Raw genomic sequence first — 14,477 nt, forward strand, 5'->3', positions numbered from 1 at the left:
GCAGTACGCACACTGTATGAATAACATGTGTTTACTGCGCTAGTATTGACACGTCCAGTTCCGTTTATGAGAAAAATGCCCTTCTAAAAAAGCCATCTGATCAGCCAGTATCCGCCTGTTCATCAAATAAAAACGTTCGTAAACATTCGGCCTAAATGGCACAGCAAGAAGAGGCATATTGGCTTCTTCTGGCGTTTTATCTGCTTTAGCGTGATTGCAACGCTGACACGCAGAGACAACATTTGTCCAAGTGTCTTTACCGCCGCGAGAGCGGGGGATAATATGGTCTCGGGTAAGCTGCTTTGGCGTAAACTTATTGCCGCAATAAAGACATAAATAACTATCACGCCTAAATAAATAGCGATTAGTTAACGCAACTTTACCTGACAAATCGGTTACCTTGCCATCACATGCGATAATACTAGAAAGCGTTAGCTGGCTTTGCAGCCCTTCATGATTCCAGCCTCCTCTAAGCGTGATAGCGTCGCTACCTAGTTCAAATAGCACCTTGTCCTGACTGTAAAGCTTGGCGGCTTGTTCAACATCTATCCACTCTTGTGGCATGCCTGCTTTGTTAAGTCGAAGTACCAACATGGTTATCTCCTTTAGCACACTAATATTAGACGTTCTTGTTGTGGTTAATCTTGCCTCTTTATATGTAGCTCTGTAGGTGTTTTTATATTTCTGTTTTGTTTGCTTTTTGTTCTAGCATACGCCGTTTTGTGTCAATATGATGAAAATATAGCCAAATATTGAAATTTCACAGATATTTCATATAGTCATGTTGCAATGAACGTGGATAAATACACAACGAATAACGCAACAAATTCCTCGCAGCGCTAAATTTGGGAATGGTATTAATGCCACTTCAAAGCTATACTATGCGCCGCGTTTAAAAGCGATAAAATAAAGATTGAAATTAAAGGACAAATAGTGACTCCTATTACTAAATCATTTCAGTATGGACAGCATACTGTAACTCTAGAGACGGGTGTAATTGCTCGTCAGGCAACAGCTGCGGTTCTTGCGAGCATGGACGATACGTCTGTACTGGTAACAGTAGTTGGTAAAAAAGAAGCCAAGCCAGATCAAGACTTCTTTCCTCTAACAGTTAACTACCAAGAAAAAGCATACGCTGCGGGTAAAATCCCAGGTGGTTTCTTCAAGCGTGAAGGCCGTCCATCTGAAGGCGAAACATTGACTGCGCGTCTTATCGACCGCCCAATTCGCCCATTATTCCCAGAAGGTTTCAAAAACGAAGTACAGGTTGTTGTTACTGTAATGTCTGCTAACCCAGATATCCCTACAGACATCATCTCTATGATTGGTACTTCAGCAGCCCTTGCTATCTCTGGTATTCCTTTCAACGGCCCAATTGGTGCTGCTCGTGTAGGTTATAGCAACGGTGAATACATTCTAAATACACGCGCAGAAGAGCAGGCTGAAAGCCAGCTTGACCTTGTTGTTGCGGGTACTGAAGGTGCAGTACTTATGGTTGAATCAGAAGCTGACGTGCTTTCTGAAGATACTATGCTAGGTGCGGTAATGTTCGGTCACGAGCAACTTCAAACTGTGGTTAGCGCAGTAAATGAATTTGCTGCTGAAGTTGGCACTGAGAAGTGGGACTGGGCACCAGAAGCAGAAAACACTGCACTAAAAGACAAAGTTAAAGCACTAGCTGAAGCTGAAATGACAGCGGCTTACCAGATTTCTGACAAGTTAGAGCGTAAAGACGCGGTAACTGCAGCCACTGAAAAGGCATTAGAAGCTATCCTTGCTGAAGACGAAGAACAAGACAAGAAAGAAGTACTAGACCTTCTTCACGAACTTGAGTCTGACGTAGTACGTTCACGCATCCTTTCTGGCGCGCCACGTATCGACGGTCGTGAGCCTGCAATGATTCGTGCGCTAGACGTAGCAACGGGCATTCTTCCTCGTACTCACGGTTCTGCACTATTTACCCGTGGTGAAACACAGGCAATTGTTGCTGCTACTTTAGGTACAGAGCGTGATGCACAGATGATTGACGAGCTTCAAGGTAAGCGCGACAGCCGTTTCATGCTTCACTACAACTTCCCTCCATACTGTGTTGGTGAAACCGGTATGATTGGTTCGCCTAAGCGTCGTGAAATTGGTCACGGTCGTCTAGCGAAGCGTGGTATTCAAGCAGTAATGCCAAGTGAAGAAGAATTCCCGTACGTAGTACGTGTGGTTTCTGAAATCACAGAATCAAACGGTTCATCTTCAATGGCGTCGGTATGTGGTACTTCACTAGCGCTTATGGATGCGGGTGTTCCAATTAAAGCGTCGGTTGCGGGTATCGCAATGGGCCTAGTTAAGAGTGACGACAACTTTGTTGTACTTTCAGACATCCTTGGTGACGAAGATCACCTTGGCGACATGGACTTTAAAGTAGCGGGTACTACCGACGGTATTACTGCACTTCAAATGGACATTAAGATTGAAGGTATTACTAAAGAAATCATGCAAATTGCGCTTAAACAAGCAAAAGAAGCACGTTTGCACATTCTTAAAGTAATGGACGAAGCGATTGGTGGTCACCGTGAAGAGCTAAGTGAATTTGCTCCACGCATTTACACAATGAAGATTGACCAAGACAAGATTCGTGACGTTATCGGTAAAGGCGGCGCAATGATCCGTCAAATTACTGAAGAGTCTGACACTAACATCGAGATTGAAGACGACGGTACTATCAAAATCTTCGCGACAGAGCGTGCGAAAGCAGACATCGCTATTAGCAAGATTGAGCAAGTAACGGCTGAAATTGAAGTTGGTAAGACTTACAACGGTAAGATTACACGTATTGTAGACTTCGGTGCGTTTGTAGAAGTACTTCCAGGTAAAGAAGGTCTTGTTCATATTTCACAAATCGCTCACGAGCGTGTGAACAAGGTTACTGACTACCTTAAAGAAGGTGAAATGGTTGACGTTAAGGTTATGGAAATCGACCGCCAGAACCGTGTACGTTTAAGCATTAAAGAGCTTCTAGAAAAGCCTGCGCCTAAGTCTGACGACGCAGAGTAATAGCAATTAGGTTTTAAACCTAGTTAGATATGTTTAAGTAAAAAGGGAGCTTGGCTCCCTTTTTTCGTTTTAGGTTTTAAAAGAGGTAACGGGTTGGGTTTTACTCGTTAATACACATATTCAAACCATAACGAAAAGCGCTTTTTTAGAGGTATTTGAAAATGGATAAGCAAACGCAAACCGAAGTAGAAGCAGCGGTATTCCGCCGCTTAGTAGAACACCTAGACGCGAACAAAGACGTTCAGAACATCGACCTGATGATTTTGGCGGATTTCTGCCGTAACTGTTTGGCGAAATGGTATTCGGCCGCTGCAAGCGAGCAGGGCGCTGATATCGACTACGAAGCCGCACGTGAAGTGGTATACAAAATGCCGTATTCAGAGTGGAAGGAAAAGCATCAGCTTCCTGCTACTGATGAGCAGTTGGAAAAGCTGGCTGCTAGGCAGGGGAAGTAGTTTTTAGTTAGAACGACATTTATTTTTGTGTTTTGGAGCCAGCTTATGCTGGCTTTTTTGTTTGGCTTGCGTGAAAAACACCAGATTCATTTGTATGCCGATTTGGTGTTTTTTAACTTTTTCGCAAAAAACGACAATTTAGTTTTTTCTTTATTTCTCTTGTGGTTGTGGTTTAGAGTAGTGGATGATTAAAAGGACAAGTACCCCAGAGTGGTGTGGAATAGCATGACGGTTTGGGGGCGAGTAAGCTGTTAGCTTTCTAATTGGAGTCAGATGAAATCCTCAACTTTAAATACCTTGTTAGTCGCTAAATCGATTCTTGGTGAAACAAAATATTTAGTGAACTCAGGAGATAAGCACTCTTGTACCGCTGGGATTATTTTATTGCAGGATTTTGTAGAACTAGTGGTACTTGCAGCATTAGATGAGTTAGATGTCGATGAGCAAAGAAGTCTTGAATCTAAATCTTTTGACGAATTACTAGGTGAATTAAAAAAAAGAAAAGTACCCGTTGTTAAGTCTGGAACTATCAAAGCACTAAATAAGCAAAGGGTTATCTGCAAACACTATGGTCAACTTTCTGAACCAGCATCTGTAGTCAACTATTATAACGTAGCTCTAAGGTTTGTTGATGCGCTCCTAGAAAATGTTGTTGGCTCTAAACTTCAAGACATTTTCTTAACTGATCTATTGAACGATGGCCCAGTGAAAGAGATTATAAAAGAGGCTTTAAAATTATCAGAAGACGAAAAGCACCTAGATTCTTTAACTGGCCTGAGAAAAGCTTTTTTTACAGCTTATGAATATGAGTATAACGTTTATCCATTTCGAGAACATGACGAAAACCAAAAGGGTTTACTTGGTTTTTTGGGTTCAGGCTTATCAGGTGGTATGAAAGCCCATTATTGGACTAGAAATAAGCAGTGGATCCAAAAGCACGTAAAAAAACCTATCGACTATGTTCAAATTAATCATGAGCAACTAAAAACTGATTGTATGGAGTGGGGAGTTAGTACCGTTGATATCGAAAACTTTAGGCGGCTTACACCTGAAATCGTAAGAACTGAAAATGAAGCTTGGCATATTGATTACACACCTAATTATGCTGCTAATGAACTTAATAGTGAAAACTTCAATTTTTGTTTAGACATACTGATAGATTTCTTGTTGAAAAAACAAGAATTCGATTTAAGAAAGAAATTCCCCAAAAATGATAAAGAAACCTTAACTCCGCCAATATATGTAGGTAAACCTGTCTTTGAAAGGCCATCGCAAGATTCAAGCGTATTAACCGAAGTACAAGAAGAGTTTTATTACTCAGTAGACAGAATTGTTTCTGGGTTTAATTCGAATGAACGATACCTATACATTCACTTATACCCTCAAAAGGATGGTGCATCATACGATGAACATGTATGGGGCTATTTACTTATAGACGAAAGCTAACAAGTCAATTCAGCAGGACAAAAAACAGTTGGTTTTGCTCCTGCGTCACTAATTTTAACCAACTATTTTTTGCCTCTGATTGAGGCGTTAGATTTCCATGTACTCCACAAACAATTCTGAGGAAGTGATATGACTATCGATGAATATAGAAAGAAAATTCTTGGCCTTCTGAAGGCTAGCAGTTCAGAGCAGGAAGTAAGGTCTGTACTAAAAACCGCAGATGAGGTACTAAAGGATTCAGATATAAGCGAATCTTCCAAGAAGCAGTTTTGGGTTGATTTGTATGAAGATCTTGGTGGTGATGATTATGTGCTAATGGAAAAGCAAGCCTCGTCCTCGCTATCTGCAATAGTCGCCGCCGCAAAAGAGGTTATTGCGAAAAAGGTTAAGGAATAACGATGACTACAGAAACATATAATTTAGTAAATGTTTGGCTGTACTCAATTTCTGCATTGATTGCGTTAGTTATGCTGGGCGTAGCCCTATCTCAACTTAAGGGGTTAACCGATCAAGTCAAACAGGCAGTTAAGTCAAATTCAATCAATCAACTTAATGCGCTCCTATCTTTAGAGCAACAAATTGCAGATAGGCGCCTAAGTTTAAGTAAGGCTGGTGTCGAACTAGCCGAGCTCAAAGGCTCTGATGATCAAAATAAAATAGACTCATGTAAGCTTAAATTTGATGAGGCAAAGCAAATGTATTTGAACGGCTTGGATCGCCTCTGCTTTTGTGTATTAAAAAGTCTCTTGGATAGCGAAGATATGAGGTTGGAATACAGAGAAATAATAAACTCGGCAGTAAGAGATTTCTCTGAAGATTTTCAGACAGCAACACCATATCGAAATGTCAAAAAAGTGTATGAGCAATGGGCCGACAAATAATCTAACAAACGGCTGCACGCAGACGCCCAAACCTACGCTCTTTTTGTGGGTTTCGCTGCGCTCACATTACCACAAAAAGCTCTCCGGCTTGGGCGCTGGTGAGCCGAGCGTTAGGTGCTCTAGCAAAAAATGATTGTTTACTACTTTACTTCTGCTAAATATGGAATTGAAAACTTAAAGAATAGACGCCTAAAGGTGTCTGATTTCTCCAATGTTAATGACCCGTTTGAGTTACTCGGAATTGAGTTACGAGATAAAGTCGTGAGAAAGGCAGTAAATTTCGAAAAGTCCCAAATATCCGAAAGGTATGGTTTGCTTTGTTTTAGTACAGACAAGTACAACCCTGTTCAATGGGCGCATTATGCTGAAAATCACAAAGGAGTTTGTTTAGGTTTTGATATCCCAGAAAAGAAGCTAAAGAAGGTTAAGTATGTTGCAGAGCGGCTCGCTCGAGAGACCCTAGATCAACCAGACTGTAATGAGAAATTGCTTACTACAAAATTTAACCACTGGAGCTATGAGCAAGAACGAAGACTCATAATAGATTTAAATAGTAACAAAATAAATGGTGGTGGGTTACGCTTTGAGAGTTTCAGTGATGAGATGGTTCTTAAAGAGGTCTACATAGGTTGCAAGTCGGCTTTAACGTTTGCCGATATTTCTTCGGCTTATAAAAGTGGTAATAAAAGCGTAATAACAAAAGTTACTAGGCCATCATTTCGAGACTTCCGCATTGTGTGGGATCGGAGCAAAAAAAGTGAACGCACTTAACAAACAAATTATGTCACTCGCTACCGCTAGCTGGAAAACTAACACGTGCGCGGCTACTCCATTATCGCACACGTGTTTGCGCTCCTTTTTGGGAAGTTACACGTATGGATGATGTACACAACTAAACAAGACAGTCACTTTTGCACTTTGAATCAATGAGAACTAAATAAGACAGGCATGTTTGTGCACAATGAGAACTAAATAAGACAGGCATGTTTGTGCAGGACTTAAAAAGACACAAAAAGACTTAAATAGACAGGCATGTTTGTGTAGCGTTAAATACACCGAAATCATCTGCATGTCGATTTGGTGTTTTTAATAAATGAGCTAAAAACGCCATTACGGATTTTTCTTTATTTCTCTGTTGGTTATGGTTTAGAGTTGTAAGAAGAAAAAAAGAGAAGTGCCCCAAAATGGTGTGGATTAGCATGACGGTTTGGGGATGAGTAAGCTGTTAGGTGCCGCCAATTCTTTAATTTATTGTTTTGTGAGTTTGGTGGTTTATCTAAAATTTTGGCTGATGTGGCTTTATCTTTGGTGCGGCAAGTTTGTAGCAAAACAATTAGTTTGGCATACTCTGCTTTCATGTTTTCGCCGTAAGAGTTTTGTGGCTTAAAACTAAAGTTTAGCGAAACGGCTCAAATTAACGTTTGGGTAAAATTGGCGGAAGTACATGGTATTTCTCACTTCCACCAATTGGTGGTTTTAGTTGTGTGGCGTTATTAGCACTACAAAAAGCAATCACCTAACAAGGCGCTCATGTGGGACTAATTAAAGTTGGCTTTTTCTCACTGCGTTCGTTATTTTAGCCAACTTATTAATTAGCCCCATAGCGGGGCGTTGGTATGACTCCCTTTGTCAACCCTGAACGAGCGTATCCCTGACATTCTTTCAGTCCATAATTAGCTTTGTTTCTCACTTAAAATAAATGAGCTAACGCACCGGATGAGGCAGTAATGTCGTCGGTTAGTATGCTGGTATTCGTAGGTTACTCATTCGTTGAATGAGCAGTGCTGACCTTACATGTTCCGCCGTAGCACCTTCTCATCAGTCTATGCTCGTGGGTCAATCACGATTAAGTGATTGCCATCATAACGCCCTCGTAGGTTGTGCCACATCCCGCGGCCTGATCCGAATGCGTTAGCTCAAACTCGTTTATCATGCAGGTACTCGGCTCAGTCTTAGTTTTGGATTAACCGGAGTAAGTACCACTTCCTTTGCAATGGCCCATATGTAAGCCGCCATCTCCCTAGCTATCGCGGTAATGATTAAATTGTAGTGTTTACCTTTTTTACTCATACGATGATAGCGTTTGCACAGACGCAATTGTGCTTTCCAAGCAATATCGACGATGTCTTTGGGTAAGCCTTCTTGCCTTAACTGTAATTCGGTAGAGACATTCGCTGGATAGCGATAGCTGTGCGCACCTTCAATTAGTAGACGCCTTGCTCTGCCGTTACCTGCTTTGGTAATGGCACCTAAGTGACGTTTACCACCGGAGGATTGTTCGCTGGGCACTAAACCTAAATACGCCATGAGTTTTCTTGGGTGATCGAAGCGGTGTAAATCACCAAGCTCTGCCACCACACCAACGGCGACTAGCAATCGAACGCCACGCATAGCCTGAATAGCCTTCACCACAGGATAATAACGCCACTGGTGAACGTGATGGGTTAACTCATTGTCGAGCCTTTCTAGCCGGCGAATACGCTCTTCTATGGTTTGCAATTGTTCCTGCAAGACAATTTGCTGGGCAGGATGAGGCAATATGAGTTCGGTAAGCCAGCGCAGATGCTTCTTGGACCAATTGGCCGTGCCTTCGTAACGAATGTTGTTGCGAAGCAGTAAGGCTTTAAGCTGATACTTGGCTTCTTTTAAATCCTTCATTGCTGCTTCACGGGCTCGGGACAAATCTCGAACTGCTTCATCCTCCGGCTCAGGCACATAGATGGGTGTAAGGTCTTCAGATTTTAGTGACCTAACGAGTTTAAGCGCATCCCTGCGATCGGTTTTAATTCGCTCCCCTGGCTTTTTAGGGATAAGAGATGGAGCCACGACATAGCAACAATGTCCCAAGCTCGTAATCAGCCGGTAAATCCAATAACCACACGGTCCAGCTTCATAAACAACGTGAAGCGTTGCGCCAGGATATTTGGATTCAAACTGGCGGAGCAGCTTCTTTACACTGACCTTAGACGAGGGAATACGCCCATAATGAACTGGTGTCGCTCCACGCTGTTCTTCACAATAAGCAACCTCATGAAACTCTTTATGCGTATCCAACCCGATAAAAATCATGCTATGTTTGTTCATGCTAGCCTCCAAATTGATTTAGTATTGAACAAACTAATTATGGCTCTGGCTGAAAAGTTAACCCACGAAAATGCGGAGGCTAGCATTTCTCAGGGAGTCATTGTGTCTATAAGTACAGGAAGTCATGTCTAAGCAGGATAGCAATTTAAAAAATATTATCTGGTCAGATAGCTCGGTTCTAATGTATTCACACGATGTCAAAGAGTCGATATTCCGTTTGGAAGTTAGAGACTTTAGAAGCACCAACTTTAGATTGAGCTTATTCGGAGTTGATTATTGCTCTGTTAATGACCCTGTATATATCAGTGATTCTTGGTTTGGCTTAGATGACGTTCAACACGTCCTGAAACTATCTGATGATGATGGTATTGTTATATCTGTAAGATACTTAAAGAGTGAAGTAGAGTACTTATAACAAGGCAATTATGTGTGGGACGTCTAAAGCTTGGCTGGCGCTCATTCTTCGCTAATTTTAGCCAAGCTTAATGACTAAAAGAGACAGGCATGTTTCTGTATGAAGTTATTAATTTTTTGCTTCTTATGCGTTGAAGAACTTATAAATAAGATGACAAATGGTTTTCAGGTAGTTGTGATTGACCGAGTATAGCTACGACCAAAATAAAGCCGTCTTATTTTGTAAAGTAAGCCGTGTGTTTGCCTACAGGAAAGTAAAACCCGTTTGGGTAAATTTCATCACAACTTCGACCTACGGCAGGGTTATCCGCAAGCATCTGAAATCCAGTTAGTAATGTATCTTTGTAGTTGCGCCACTGCACTCCAGAGAAATTGTTAACGAAATAGCTTTTGATTTTTCGCAAATGAGCCTGAGCTAGTTTATTTATTTTGTATTTATTCTTCTGCATAACTTTTTATAAGGCTTTCAGAAAATCTTCGCCATCAACGGCATTACCTTGTGCTAGGTCTTGTTTGGCTGCTTCGAAGCAATATTTAAGGTAGTCAGCTTTCATTGCTTCTAGCTCTTCATAATCTCTAATAGACATTACAACTACGACATCTTTGTTGTTTTTGCTAATCTTGACTGGCTCGCGCTGGGCACTAAGAAGTAACTCACCAAAATTACGTTTGGCGTCATTTGCTGTTAATGTGTGCATGATTAATCTCCAAATCTGAAGTAAGGCTAAGATTATAATGAATCGCGCGAAATGGTCAATATAATCAAATCGTGCGATTTGTGCGAAAGATTAACTTACTGATAGAAAAGACAGGCATCTTTCTGTGTGTAAGTTTCGCTCGCTATTTAACCACAAAGCTAACCAAGTAAGCGCATTGCACTTCGTCGACCTTGCACACGTTGCTGATGTTGATTTTGTGCGTATTGCTCTAGGTGAGTCACTTTGCCGGCGGCGTGCTTAAAGCAGGTTTCAAACTGCGTGGTTAAAGTTATCCAATGTTCTTGTTCAATATTGAGACGCTCTAAAATAGAGGGTAGGTTATGCTCAATCTTACCGCGTTTGTTTGGATGAATATATCGGCTGGTTATATCTACAAGCTGTAAGTAGTCTGGAAGAGTAAAAGGTAAACCGTGTGGCATCTCTTGCCTTGGATTGCCAGTACTAAACAAGACAGGCATATTTGTAGTCGTGCTCAGAGAAGAATGGCTAAATACCAAAATCCCCATTCTGGAATCAAAAACGTCTAAAAGCTATTTCCACACTCCTTCGAATAGAGCGCGGCTTATGCAAGTTGTGCTTGAAATGAAATTTGGTGAGATGGCTTAGGTCAAACTAAATAAGACAGGCATATTAGTTTCAAAAGTACTTAACAAGGCAGGCATCTTTGTGAAAGTGAATGACTAAACAAGACAGGCATACTTCTTTTCTAGACAGGCATGTTTCTGTATACCCACCTATCTGAGTTGTTATTGAAAGCTATATTCCAGTAATAGCAAAGTCTATTGCACCTATTAGCAATTCCCGGGATTGGTCTAAGCAACCGATGTAGTCCTTGAGCACATCTTCGGGTATGGAACTCAGTTGTTGAGCCAGGAATAGGTACGTCTCGCCTTCGAGTTCTATCTCCGGTGTTAGGTTTTTCATATAAAGACTATTTCTAGTCTTATTCTTTGTCAGCGGTACAACTAATCTTGTTGCTAACTGGTCAATTACAGAGTTCTGAACATCTACAAGAAAAGGGTAAGCTTTATTTGTTTTTAAGCTAGGGTTTCTGTAAACATCAAACTGTGCCATTAGAAGTTCCTGTACTCATCACCTACACAGCCGTTTTCAGCAACAAACTCGTTATACGCAGCTATGGCAGCTTTGTTTTCTTTTTTCCACCGTTCTTCTTCAACACTTTTCAACTTGTCTTTAAGTGCCTGTTCTAACGTTGCAGATAGGTTAACTTTTAAGTCACGAGCTTTTTGCAATAAGTCGCTATTTAAGCTTAAGTTAGTCGCTTTTTTTGGGGCATGGACGTCATATAAATCTTGCATGTTATCACTCCAAATGGTCTTACATATTTAGTATACGCATGCGGATGCGCATTGTAAAAATGCCTTCTACTTAGCGAGACAGAAATCTTTGTGCAGAAATATACATTTTGTGTCCGTCTTGCTATCTACTAAGCGGTAGAGCTAACCAAGTAATCGCATTGCACTTTGTCGGCCTTGCACACGTTGCTGGTGTTGATTCTGAGCGTATTGCTCTAGGTGAGTTGCTTTACCGGCGGCGTGCTTAAAACAGGTTTCAAACTGCGTGGTTAGAGTTAGCCAATGTTCTTGTTCAATATTGAGACGCTCTAGAATAGAGGGTAGGTTATGCTGAACCTTGCCACGCTTGTTTGGGTGAAGGTATCGGCTGGTTATATCTACAAGCTGTAAGTAGTCTGGAAGAGTAAAAGGTAAACCGTGTGGCATCTCTTGCCTTGGATTGCCCGCAAAAGGCATAAGTTTTTTCGGTGTTTTGCCTACCTTGGCTGCGTTAATTCGGTGTTTAATGCTGGTATGGTCTGATGTTTCAGGCGTTTTGGCCATCTTTGCTCGTACTGGGTTTAAATCAACATAAGCCATACAGGCGGCAAGGGCTGACTCATCCAATAGCGCTTGAGATTTAAATCGTGCTTCCCAAAAATGCCCCGTACAGCCATCCTCTTTATTAGCGGCCCTGGCAATGTATTCATTCAGTGCACGCATAAACCAGCTGATATCAAACAGCCTTTTACGCCATACTTCAGCCGTTATCTCCACAGTTTTAATTTGAATTTCATGTAAGTCTTTGCATGAATCTGGTGATATGTAGCGCTTCGAGAGTAATGTGCCTTTGTACAGTTTGTGCCAACGTTTAATCACGTCCTCTGTACTTAGTGCGTCTGCTTTCTCTTTGTTTACGTGTAATACCAGGTGCGTATGATTACTCATTACCGCATAAGCACATACATCAATGGCGAACACCTCACTTAGAACATGAATACGGTCTTCTACCCATTGGCGACGATGTTCAAAGCTTCTACCGTTTTCCTCGCCACATAAAAAGGCACGACGAACACAGCGGGAAACACAATGGTAAAAGGGCGTATCCGATAAACTAATTTGAGACTTTCGGGCTTTAGGCATTGCGGCTGTCTTACTCTGATTAACTCGTATATCAGTTTGAATGGAGAGTTAGATTTGAGAAAGTGTACAAGGGGACAGTTTTGATTTTTTCTAAGTTATGCCTGTCATGTTAAGTTTTTTCAGTGAGTTTAATAAGGTGTCTCTATATTTTGCAACTTTCGGGCTTTAGGCATAACAGTTGACTGGCTCTGATTGATTTGCCTCCTTGAAAATTAATCAATAGACCGCATCAATGTCTTTATGTTTATTTCAAGGAAGAAGAAATGTCTCAGTCAAATAGTGTGTTTAAAGAAAAATCTTTAATTGCAGTCCTAGCCTTATGTGTTTTCTCTTTTGGGCTTTATGTCATTTTTCGCTTGTGGCAATTAACTAATATACTGAATTCAAAAACGGAAAATCCTATCTCAAAGGTTTTCACAACAATCACAATTTCTATTCATTTAGTTTCTCTTCTTGGACTCATCTACTACTTTCTTTTCCCCGCCCCAGCGACACTACTGCTCACTGCTAAACTTCTTCATCTACTGTCTACCATTTTTCATATTATATGGATTATCAAAGTGAGAAATAGGATAAACAGAATAAATAACGTTTCAAAAGGCAATACGCTGTGGCTAGATCCTATTCTCAGCAGTTTCTTTCATGTCATTTACTTTCAACACAAGATAAACCAATCTATAGCTTCTGAAACTGAGGCGAAAATCGCGATATAACTAGCACACTAAGTCAATCGCTTTGCTCTCTGGAACAAAAAGTAGGGTGTTATGTGACTTTGTAATGTTTAAGCCTATGAGGTTTTAAAAAAGTGAATAATCCAGACGAAGTTTTTCATCATCTCAAAGATATACTGACTCCATATTCCAATGGCATGGTCAGTGGTTACTGACAATCCCGATAATTTTTATTTGAACACGCATCACGTTATGAAAAACAAGAAGCCAATGTATTTTGGCTCAGTCAAGATCAATAAGAATTATGTCAGCTTTCATCTGATGCCCGTTTATGTATTTCCAGAATTATTAGAAAGTATATCCCCAGAGCTTCAAAAACGAATGCAAGGCAAATCGTGCTTTAATTTTAAAGCAACAGATGCCAGACTCTTTCAAGAGCTTAAGGAATTGACTAGGGCAGGGTATGGAAAGTACCAAAAAGCAGGTTATTTGTAGTATCGGCCGGCGCTTAACGCGTGAGCCATTAAATGCCGCAACATCACTGCCATTCAGCTTAGCGTTTGGCATTTAAAAAGGAGAGTTTAAATGAAAGCTATTTATCGAATTCTTATTGCGCTAGTTCTTCTAGCAGCCGCTATCGCATCTTACAGCAAAGGAATTCAGTCAGGTGTGTTTTTGTTCATCATATTGGGCCTTGTTCTTGAAGGCGCCTTTTGGTTTGGCTTGTTTCCAATCAAAAGGCGAAAAGAGACTTAACCTGTCGGCGCTCGATATTTGCAAGGTTTAGTTTCTGTGTTAACCCAAGTTTGTATGTTGTTTTTTTCGCTACACAACATGTGACTTCAGCAGGGCGGAAACAGTTGTTCCTTGCTCCTGCATTGTTAAGTTTTACTAACTGATATTTCCCCATTGTTTAGGCGTTGATAAAAGGAATTAGATGAAAAATTGGGAAGATTTAACCTTCGTTCAAAAGGCTCTAATTGGCACCTGCATAGTAGCAGTCGCAGCGTTTGCTCCCGAAATTGCGTTACTTTTACAGTTTGGCGGCATTGAAGTAGCGTTCACGTTTTTGCTTGTCGCCTTTCAACCTTTTTCGGCTTGGCTCCAGCGCACCTACGTGCAATTGAAAAACATTATAAGTATCGCAGCCATTTCTATTAGGCATAGTAATTCTGCTAAACCCAGTGTCTTTGCGTTACAGGCTTCATTTTGTTGTCTGGCGTTAGCATTAACAGGTTCAGGTGTATTTGCATTTAGCTTTTTCATGCCTGGTATGCTGTTAAATGGGGTAATGGTGTAAACACAAAATAAACTCAATCACTTC

The 14,477-nt window shown here is 41.0% G+C and carries 19 protein-coding genes; 10 read left to right on the top strand and 9 right to left on the bottom strand.

Going from position 1 to position 14,477, the window contains the following annotated elements; genetic code table 11:
* Positions 1–39 precede the first annotated feature (39 nt).
* Complete coding sequence (locus ACM0P2_RS09490; RefSeq protein ID WP_173358617.1) at positions 40–594, bottom strand: HNH endonuclease; 555 nt, start codon at positions 592–594, stop codon at positions 40–42.
* Between the two features lie 339 nt (positions 595–933).
* Here ACM0P2_RS09490 and pnp point away from each other — a divergent pair, with 339 nt between their 5' ends.
* From pnp to ACM0P2_RS09520, 6 genes are all read left to right on the top strand, one after another.
* Positions 934–3,045 (top strand): polyribonucleotide nucleotidyltransferase, encoded by a 2,112-nt coding sequence (gene pnp / locus ACM0P2_RS09495; protein ID WP_173358616.1) that lies wholly within the window; start codon positions 934–936, stop codon positions 3,043–3,045.
* Positions 3,046–3,206: 161 nt separating this feature from the next.
* Positions 3,207–3,500, top strand: coding sequence for a DUF1244 domain-containing protein (locus ACM0P2_RS09500; protein ID WP_012518312.1), 294 nt, complete (start codon positions 3,207–3,209; stop codon positions 3,498–3,500).
* 273 nt (positions 3,501–3,773) lie between these two features.
* The gene (locus ACM0P2_RS09505) at positions 3,774–4,946 is read left to right on the top strand and encodes a hypothetical protein (protein ID WP_419227627.1); all 1,173 of its coding nucleotides are present in this window, start codon (positions 3,774–3,776) and stop codon (positions 4,944–4,946) included.
* A gap of 129 nt (positions 4,947–5,075) precedes the next feature.
* Entirely contained in the window at positions 5,076–5,342 is a 267-nt protein-coding gene (locus tag ACM0P2_RS09510) for a hypothetical protein (protein ID WP_419227628.1), read from the top strand.
* A 2-nt stretch (positions 5,343–5,344) separates the two neighbouring features.
* Complete coding sequence (locus tag ACM0P2_RS09515; RefSeq protein WP_419227629.1) at positions 5,345–5,827, top strand: hypothetical protein; 483 nt, start codon at positions 5,345–5,347, stop codon at positions 5,825–5,827.
* 129 nt (positions 5,828–5,956) lie between these two features.
* Entirely contained in the window at positions 5,957–6,598 is a 642-nt protein-coding gene (locus ACM0P2_RS09520; RefSeq protein WP_419227630.1) for a DUF2971 domain-containing protein, read from the top strand.
* A 368-nt stretch (positions 6,599–6,966) separates the two neighbouring features.
* Here ACM0P2_RS09520 and ACM0P2_RS09525 read toward each other — a convergent pair whose 3' ends face one another.
* The 8 genes from ACM0P2_RS09525 to ACM0P2_RS09560 form a co-directional block, all read right to left on the bottom strand.
* Entirely contained in the window at positions 6,967–7,185 is a 219-nt protein-coding gene (locus tag ACM0P2_RS09525) for a hypothetical protein (RefSeq protein ID WP_419227631.1), read from the bottom strand.
* A gap of 571 nt (positions 7,186–7,756) precedes the next feature.
* Entirely contained in the window at positions 7,757–8,911 is a 1,155-nt protein-coding gene (locus tag ACM0P2_RS09530; RefSeq protein ID WP_419227249.1) for an IS110 family transposase, read from the bottom strand.
* Between the two features lie 629 nt (positions 8,912–9,540).
* Positions 9,541–9,774 (bottom strand): type II toxin-antitoxin system RelE/ParE family toxin, encoded by a 234-nt coding sequence (locus tag ACM0P2_RS09535; protein ID WP_419227632.1) that lies wholly within the window; start codon positions 9,772–9,774, stop codon positions 9,541–9,543.
* Positions 9,775–9,780: 6 nt separating this feature from the next.
* A complete protein-coding gene (locus tag ACM0P2_RS09540; protein ID WP_173358614.1) occupies positions 9,781–10,023 on the bottom strand; it encodes a type II toxin-antitoxin system Phd/YefM family antitoxin in 243 nt (80 codons plus the stop codon).
* A gap of 158 nt (positions 10,024–10,181) precedes the next feature.
* Positions 10,182–10,502 (bottom strand): hypothetical protein, encoded by a 321-nt coding sequence (locus ACM0P2_RS09545; RefSeq protein ID WP_419227633.1) that lies wholly within the window; start codon positions 10,500–10,502, stop codon positions 10,182–10,184.
* Positions 10,503–10,800: 298 nt separating this feature from the next.
* Positions 10,801–11,118, bottom strand: coding sequence for a CcdB family protein (locus tag ACM0P2_RS09550; protein WP_173358613.1), 318 nt, complete (start codon positions 11,116–11,118; stop codon positions 10,801–10,803).
* On the bottom strand, positions 11,118–11,363 hold the full coding sequence (locus tag ACM0P2_RS09555) for a type II toxin-antitoxin system CcdA family antitoxin (protein ID WP_159120373.1): 246 nt from the start codon (positions 11,361–11,363) through the stop codon (positions 11,118–11,120). Before ACM0P2_RS09555 ends, ACM0P2_RS09550 begins: the two co-directional genes overlap by 1 nt.
* A gap of 141 nt (positions 11,364–11,504) precedes the next feature.
* Complete coding sequence (locus tag ACM0P2_RS09560) at positions 11,505–12,482, bottom strand: transposase (protein WP_419227634.1); 978 nt, start codon at positions 12,480–12,482, stop codon at positions 11,505–11,507.
* A 263-nt stretch (positions 12,483–12,745) separates the two neighbouring features.
* Here ACM0P2_RS09560 and ACM0P2_RS09565 point away from each other — a divergent pair, with 263 nt between their 5' ends.
* From ACM0P2_RS09565 to ACM0P2_RS09580, 4 genes are all read left to right on the top strand, one after another.
* Positions 12,746–13,195, top strand: a complete 450-nt coding sequence (locus ACM0P2_RS09565; RefSeq protein WP_159120367.1) for a hypothetical protein — start codon at positions 12,746–12,748, stop codon at positions 13,193–13,195.
* A gap of 210 nt (positions 13,196–13,405) precedes the next feature.
* Entirely contained in the window at positions 13,406–13,648 is a 243-nt protein-coding gene (locus ACM0P2_RS09570) for a hypothetical protein (protein WP_419227635.1), read from the top strand.
* 90 nt (positions 13,649–13,738) lie between these two features.
* The gene (locus ACM0P2_RS09575) at positions 13,739–13,909 is read left to right on the top strand and encodes a hypothetical protein (RefSeq protein ID WP_167390646.1); all 171 of its coding nucleotides are present in this window, start codon (positions 13,739–13,741) and stop codon (positions 13,907–13,909) included.
* Positions 13,910–14,090: 181 nt separating this feature from the next.
* A complete protein-coding gene (locus ACM0P2_RS09580) occupies positions 14,091–14,453 on the top strand; it encodes a hypothetical protein (RefSeq protein ID WP_159120366.1) in 363 nt (120 codons plus the stop codon).
* The last annotated feature ends 24 nt before the right edge of the window (positions 14,454–14,477 follow it).

It is taken from the genome of Alteromonas sp. OM2203, from assembly GCF_048517045.1.
Classification (GTDB): Bacteria; Pseudomonadota; Gammaproteobacteria; order Enterobacterales; family Alteromonadaceae; genus Alteromonas; species Alteromonas gracilis.

What these genes read in the sequence shown, in the direction of transcription:
- ACM0P2_RS09490 (WP_173358617.1), bottom strand. Translation starts at nt 594, where the DNA reads ATGTTGGTACTTCGACTTAACAAAGCAGGCATGCCACAAGAGTGGATA.
- ACM0P2_RS09500 (WP_012518312.1), top strand. Translation starts at nt 3,207, where the DNA reads ATGGATAAGCAAACGCAAACCGAAGTAGAAGCAGCGGTATTCCGCCGC.
- ACM0P2_RS09505 (WP_419227627.1), top strand. Translation starts at nt 3,774, where the DNA reads ATGAAATCCTCAACTTTAAATACCTTGTTAGTCGCTAAATCGATTCTT.
- ACM0P2_RS09510 (WP_419227628.1), top strand. Translation starts at nt 5,076, where the DNA reads ATGACTATCGATGAATATAGAAAGAAAATTCTTGGCCTTCTGAAGGCT.
- ACM0P2_RS09515 (WP_419227629.1), top strand. Translation starts at nt 5,345, where the DNA reads ATGACTACAGAAACATATAATTTAGTAAATGTTTGGCTGTACTCAATT.
- ACM0P2_RS09520 (WP_419227630.1), top strand. Translation starts at nt 5,957, where the DNA reads ATGATTGTTTACTACTTTACTTCTGCTAAATATGGAATTGAAAACTTA.
- ACM0P2_RS09525 (WP_419227631.1), bottom strand. Translation starts at nt 7,185, where the DNA reads ATGAAAGCAGAGTATGCCAAACTAATTGTTTTGCTACAAACTTGCCGC.
- ACM0P2_RS09530 (WP_419227249.1), bottom strand. Translation starts at nt 8,911, where the DNA reads ATGAACAAACATAGCATGATTTTTATCGGGTTGGATACGCATAAAGAG.
- ACM0P2_RS09535 (WP_419227632.1), bottom strand. Translation starts at nt 9,774, where the DNA reads ATGCAGAAGAATAAATACAAAATAAATAAACTAGCTCAGGCTCATTTG.
- ACM0P2_RS09540 (WP_173358614.1), bottom strand. Translation starts at nt 10,023, where the DNA reads ATGCACACATTAACAGCAAATGACGCCAAACGTAATTTTGGTGAGTTA.
- ACM0P2_RS09545 (WP_419227633.1), bottom strand. Translation starts at nt 10,502, where the DNA reads ATGCCTGTCTTGTTTAGTACTGGCAATCCAAGGCAAGAGATGCCACAC.
- ACM0P2_RS09550 (WP_173358613.1), bottom strand. Translation starts at nt 11,118, where the DNA reads ATGGCACAGTTTGATGTTTACAGAAACCCTAGCTTAAAAACAAATAAA.
- ACM0P2_RS09555 (WP_159120373.1), bottom strand. Translation starts at nt 11,363, where the DNA reads ATGCAAGATTTATATGACGTCCATGCCCCAAAAAAAGCGACTAACTTA.
- ACM0P2_RS09560 (WP_419227634.1), bottom strand. Translation starts at nt 12,482, where the DNA reads ATGCCTAAAGCCCGAAAGTCTCAAATTAGTTTATCGGATACGCCCTTT.
- ACM0P2_RS09565 (WP_159120367.1), top strand. Translation starts at nt 12,746, where the DNA reads ATGTCTCAGTCAAATAGTGTGTTTAAAGAAAAATCTTTAATTGCAGTC.
- ACM0P2_RS09570 (WP_419227635.1), top strand. Translation starts at nt 13,406, where the DNA reads ATGAAAAACAAGAAGCCAATGTATTTTGGCTCAGTCAAGATCAATAAG.
- ACM0P2_RS09575 (WP_167390646.1), top strand. Translation starts at nt 13,739, where the DNA reads ATGAAAGCTATTTATCGAATTCTTATTGCGCTAGTTCTTCTAGCAGCC.
- ACM0P2_RS09580 (WP_159120366.1), top strand. Translation starts at nt 14,091, where the DNA reads ATGAAAAATTGGGAAGATTTAACCTTCGTTCAAAAGGCTCTAATTGGC.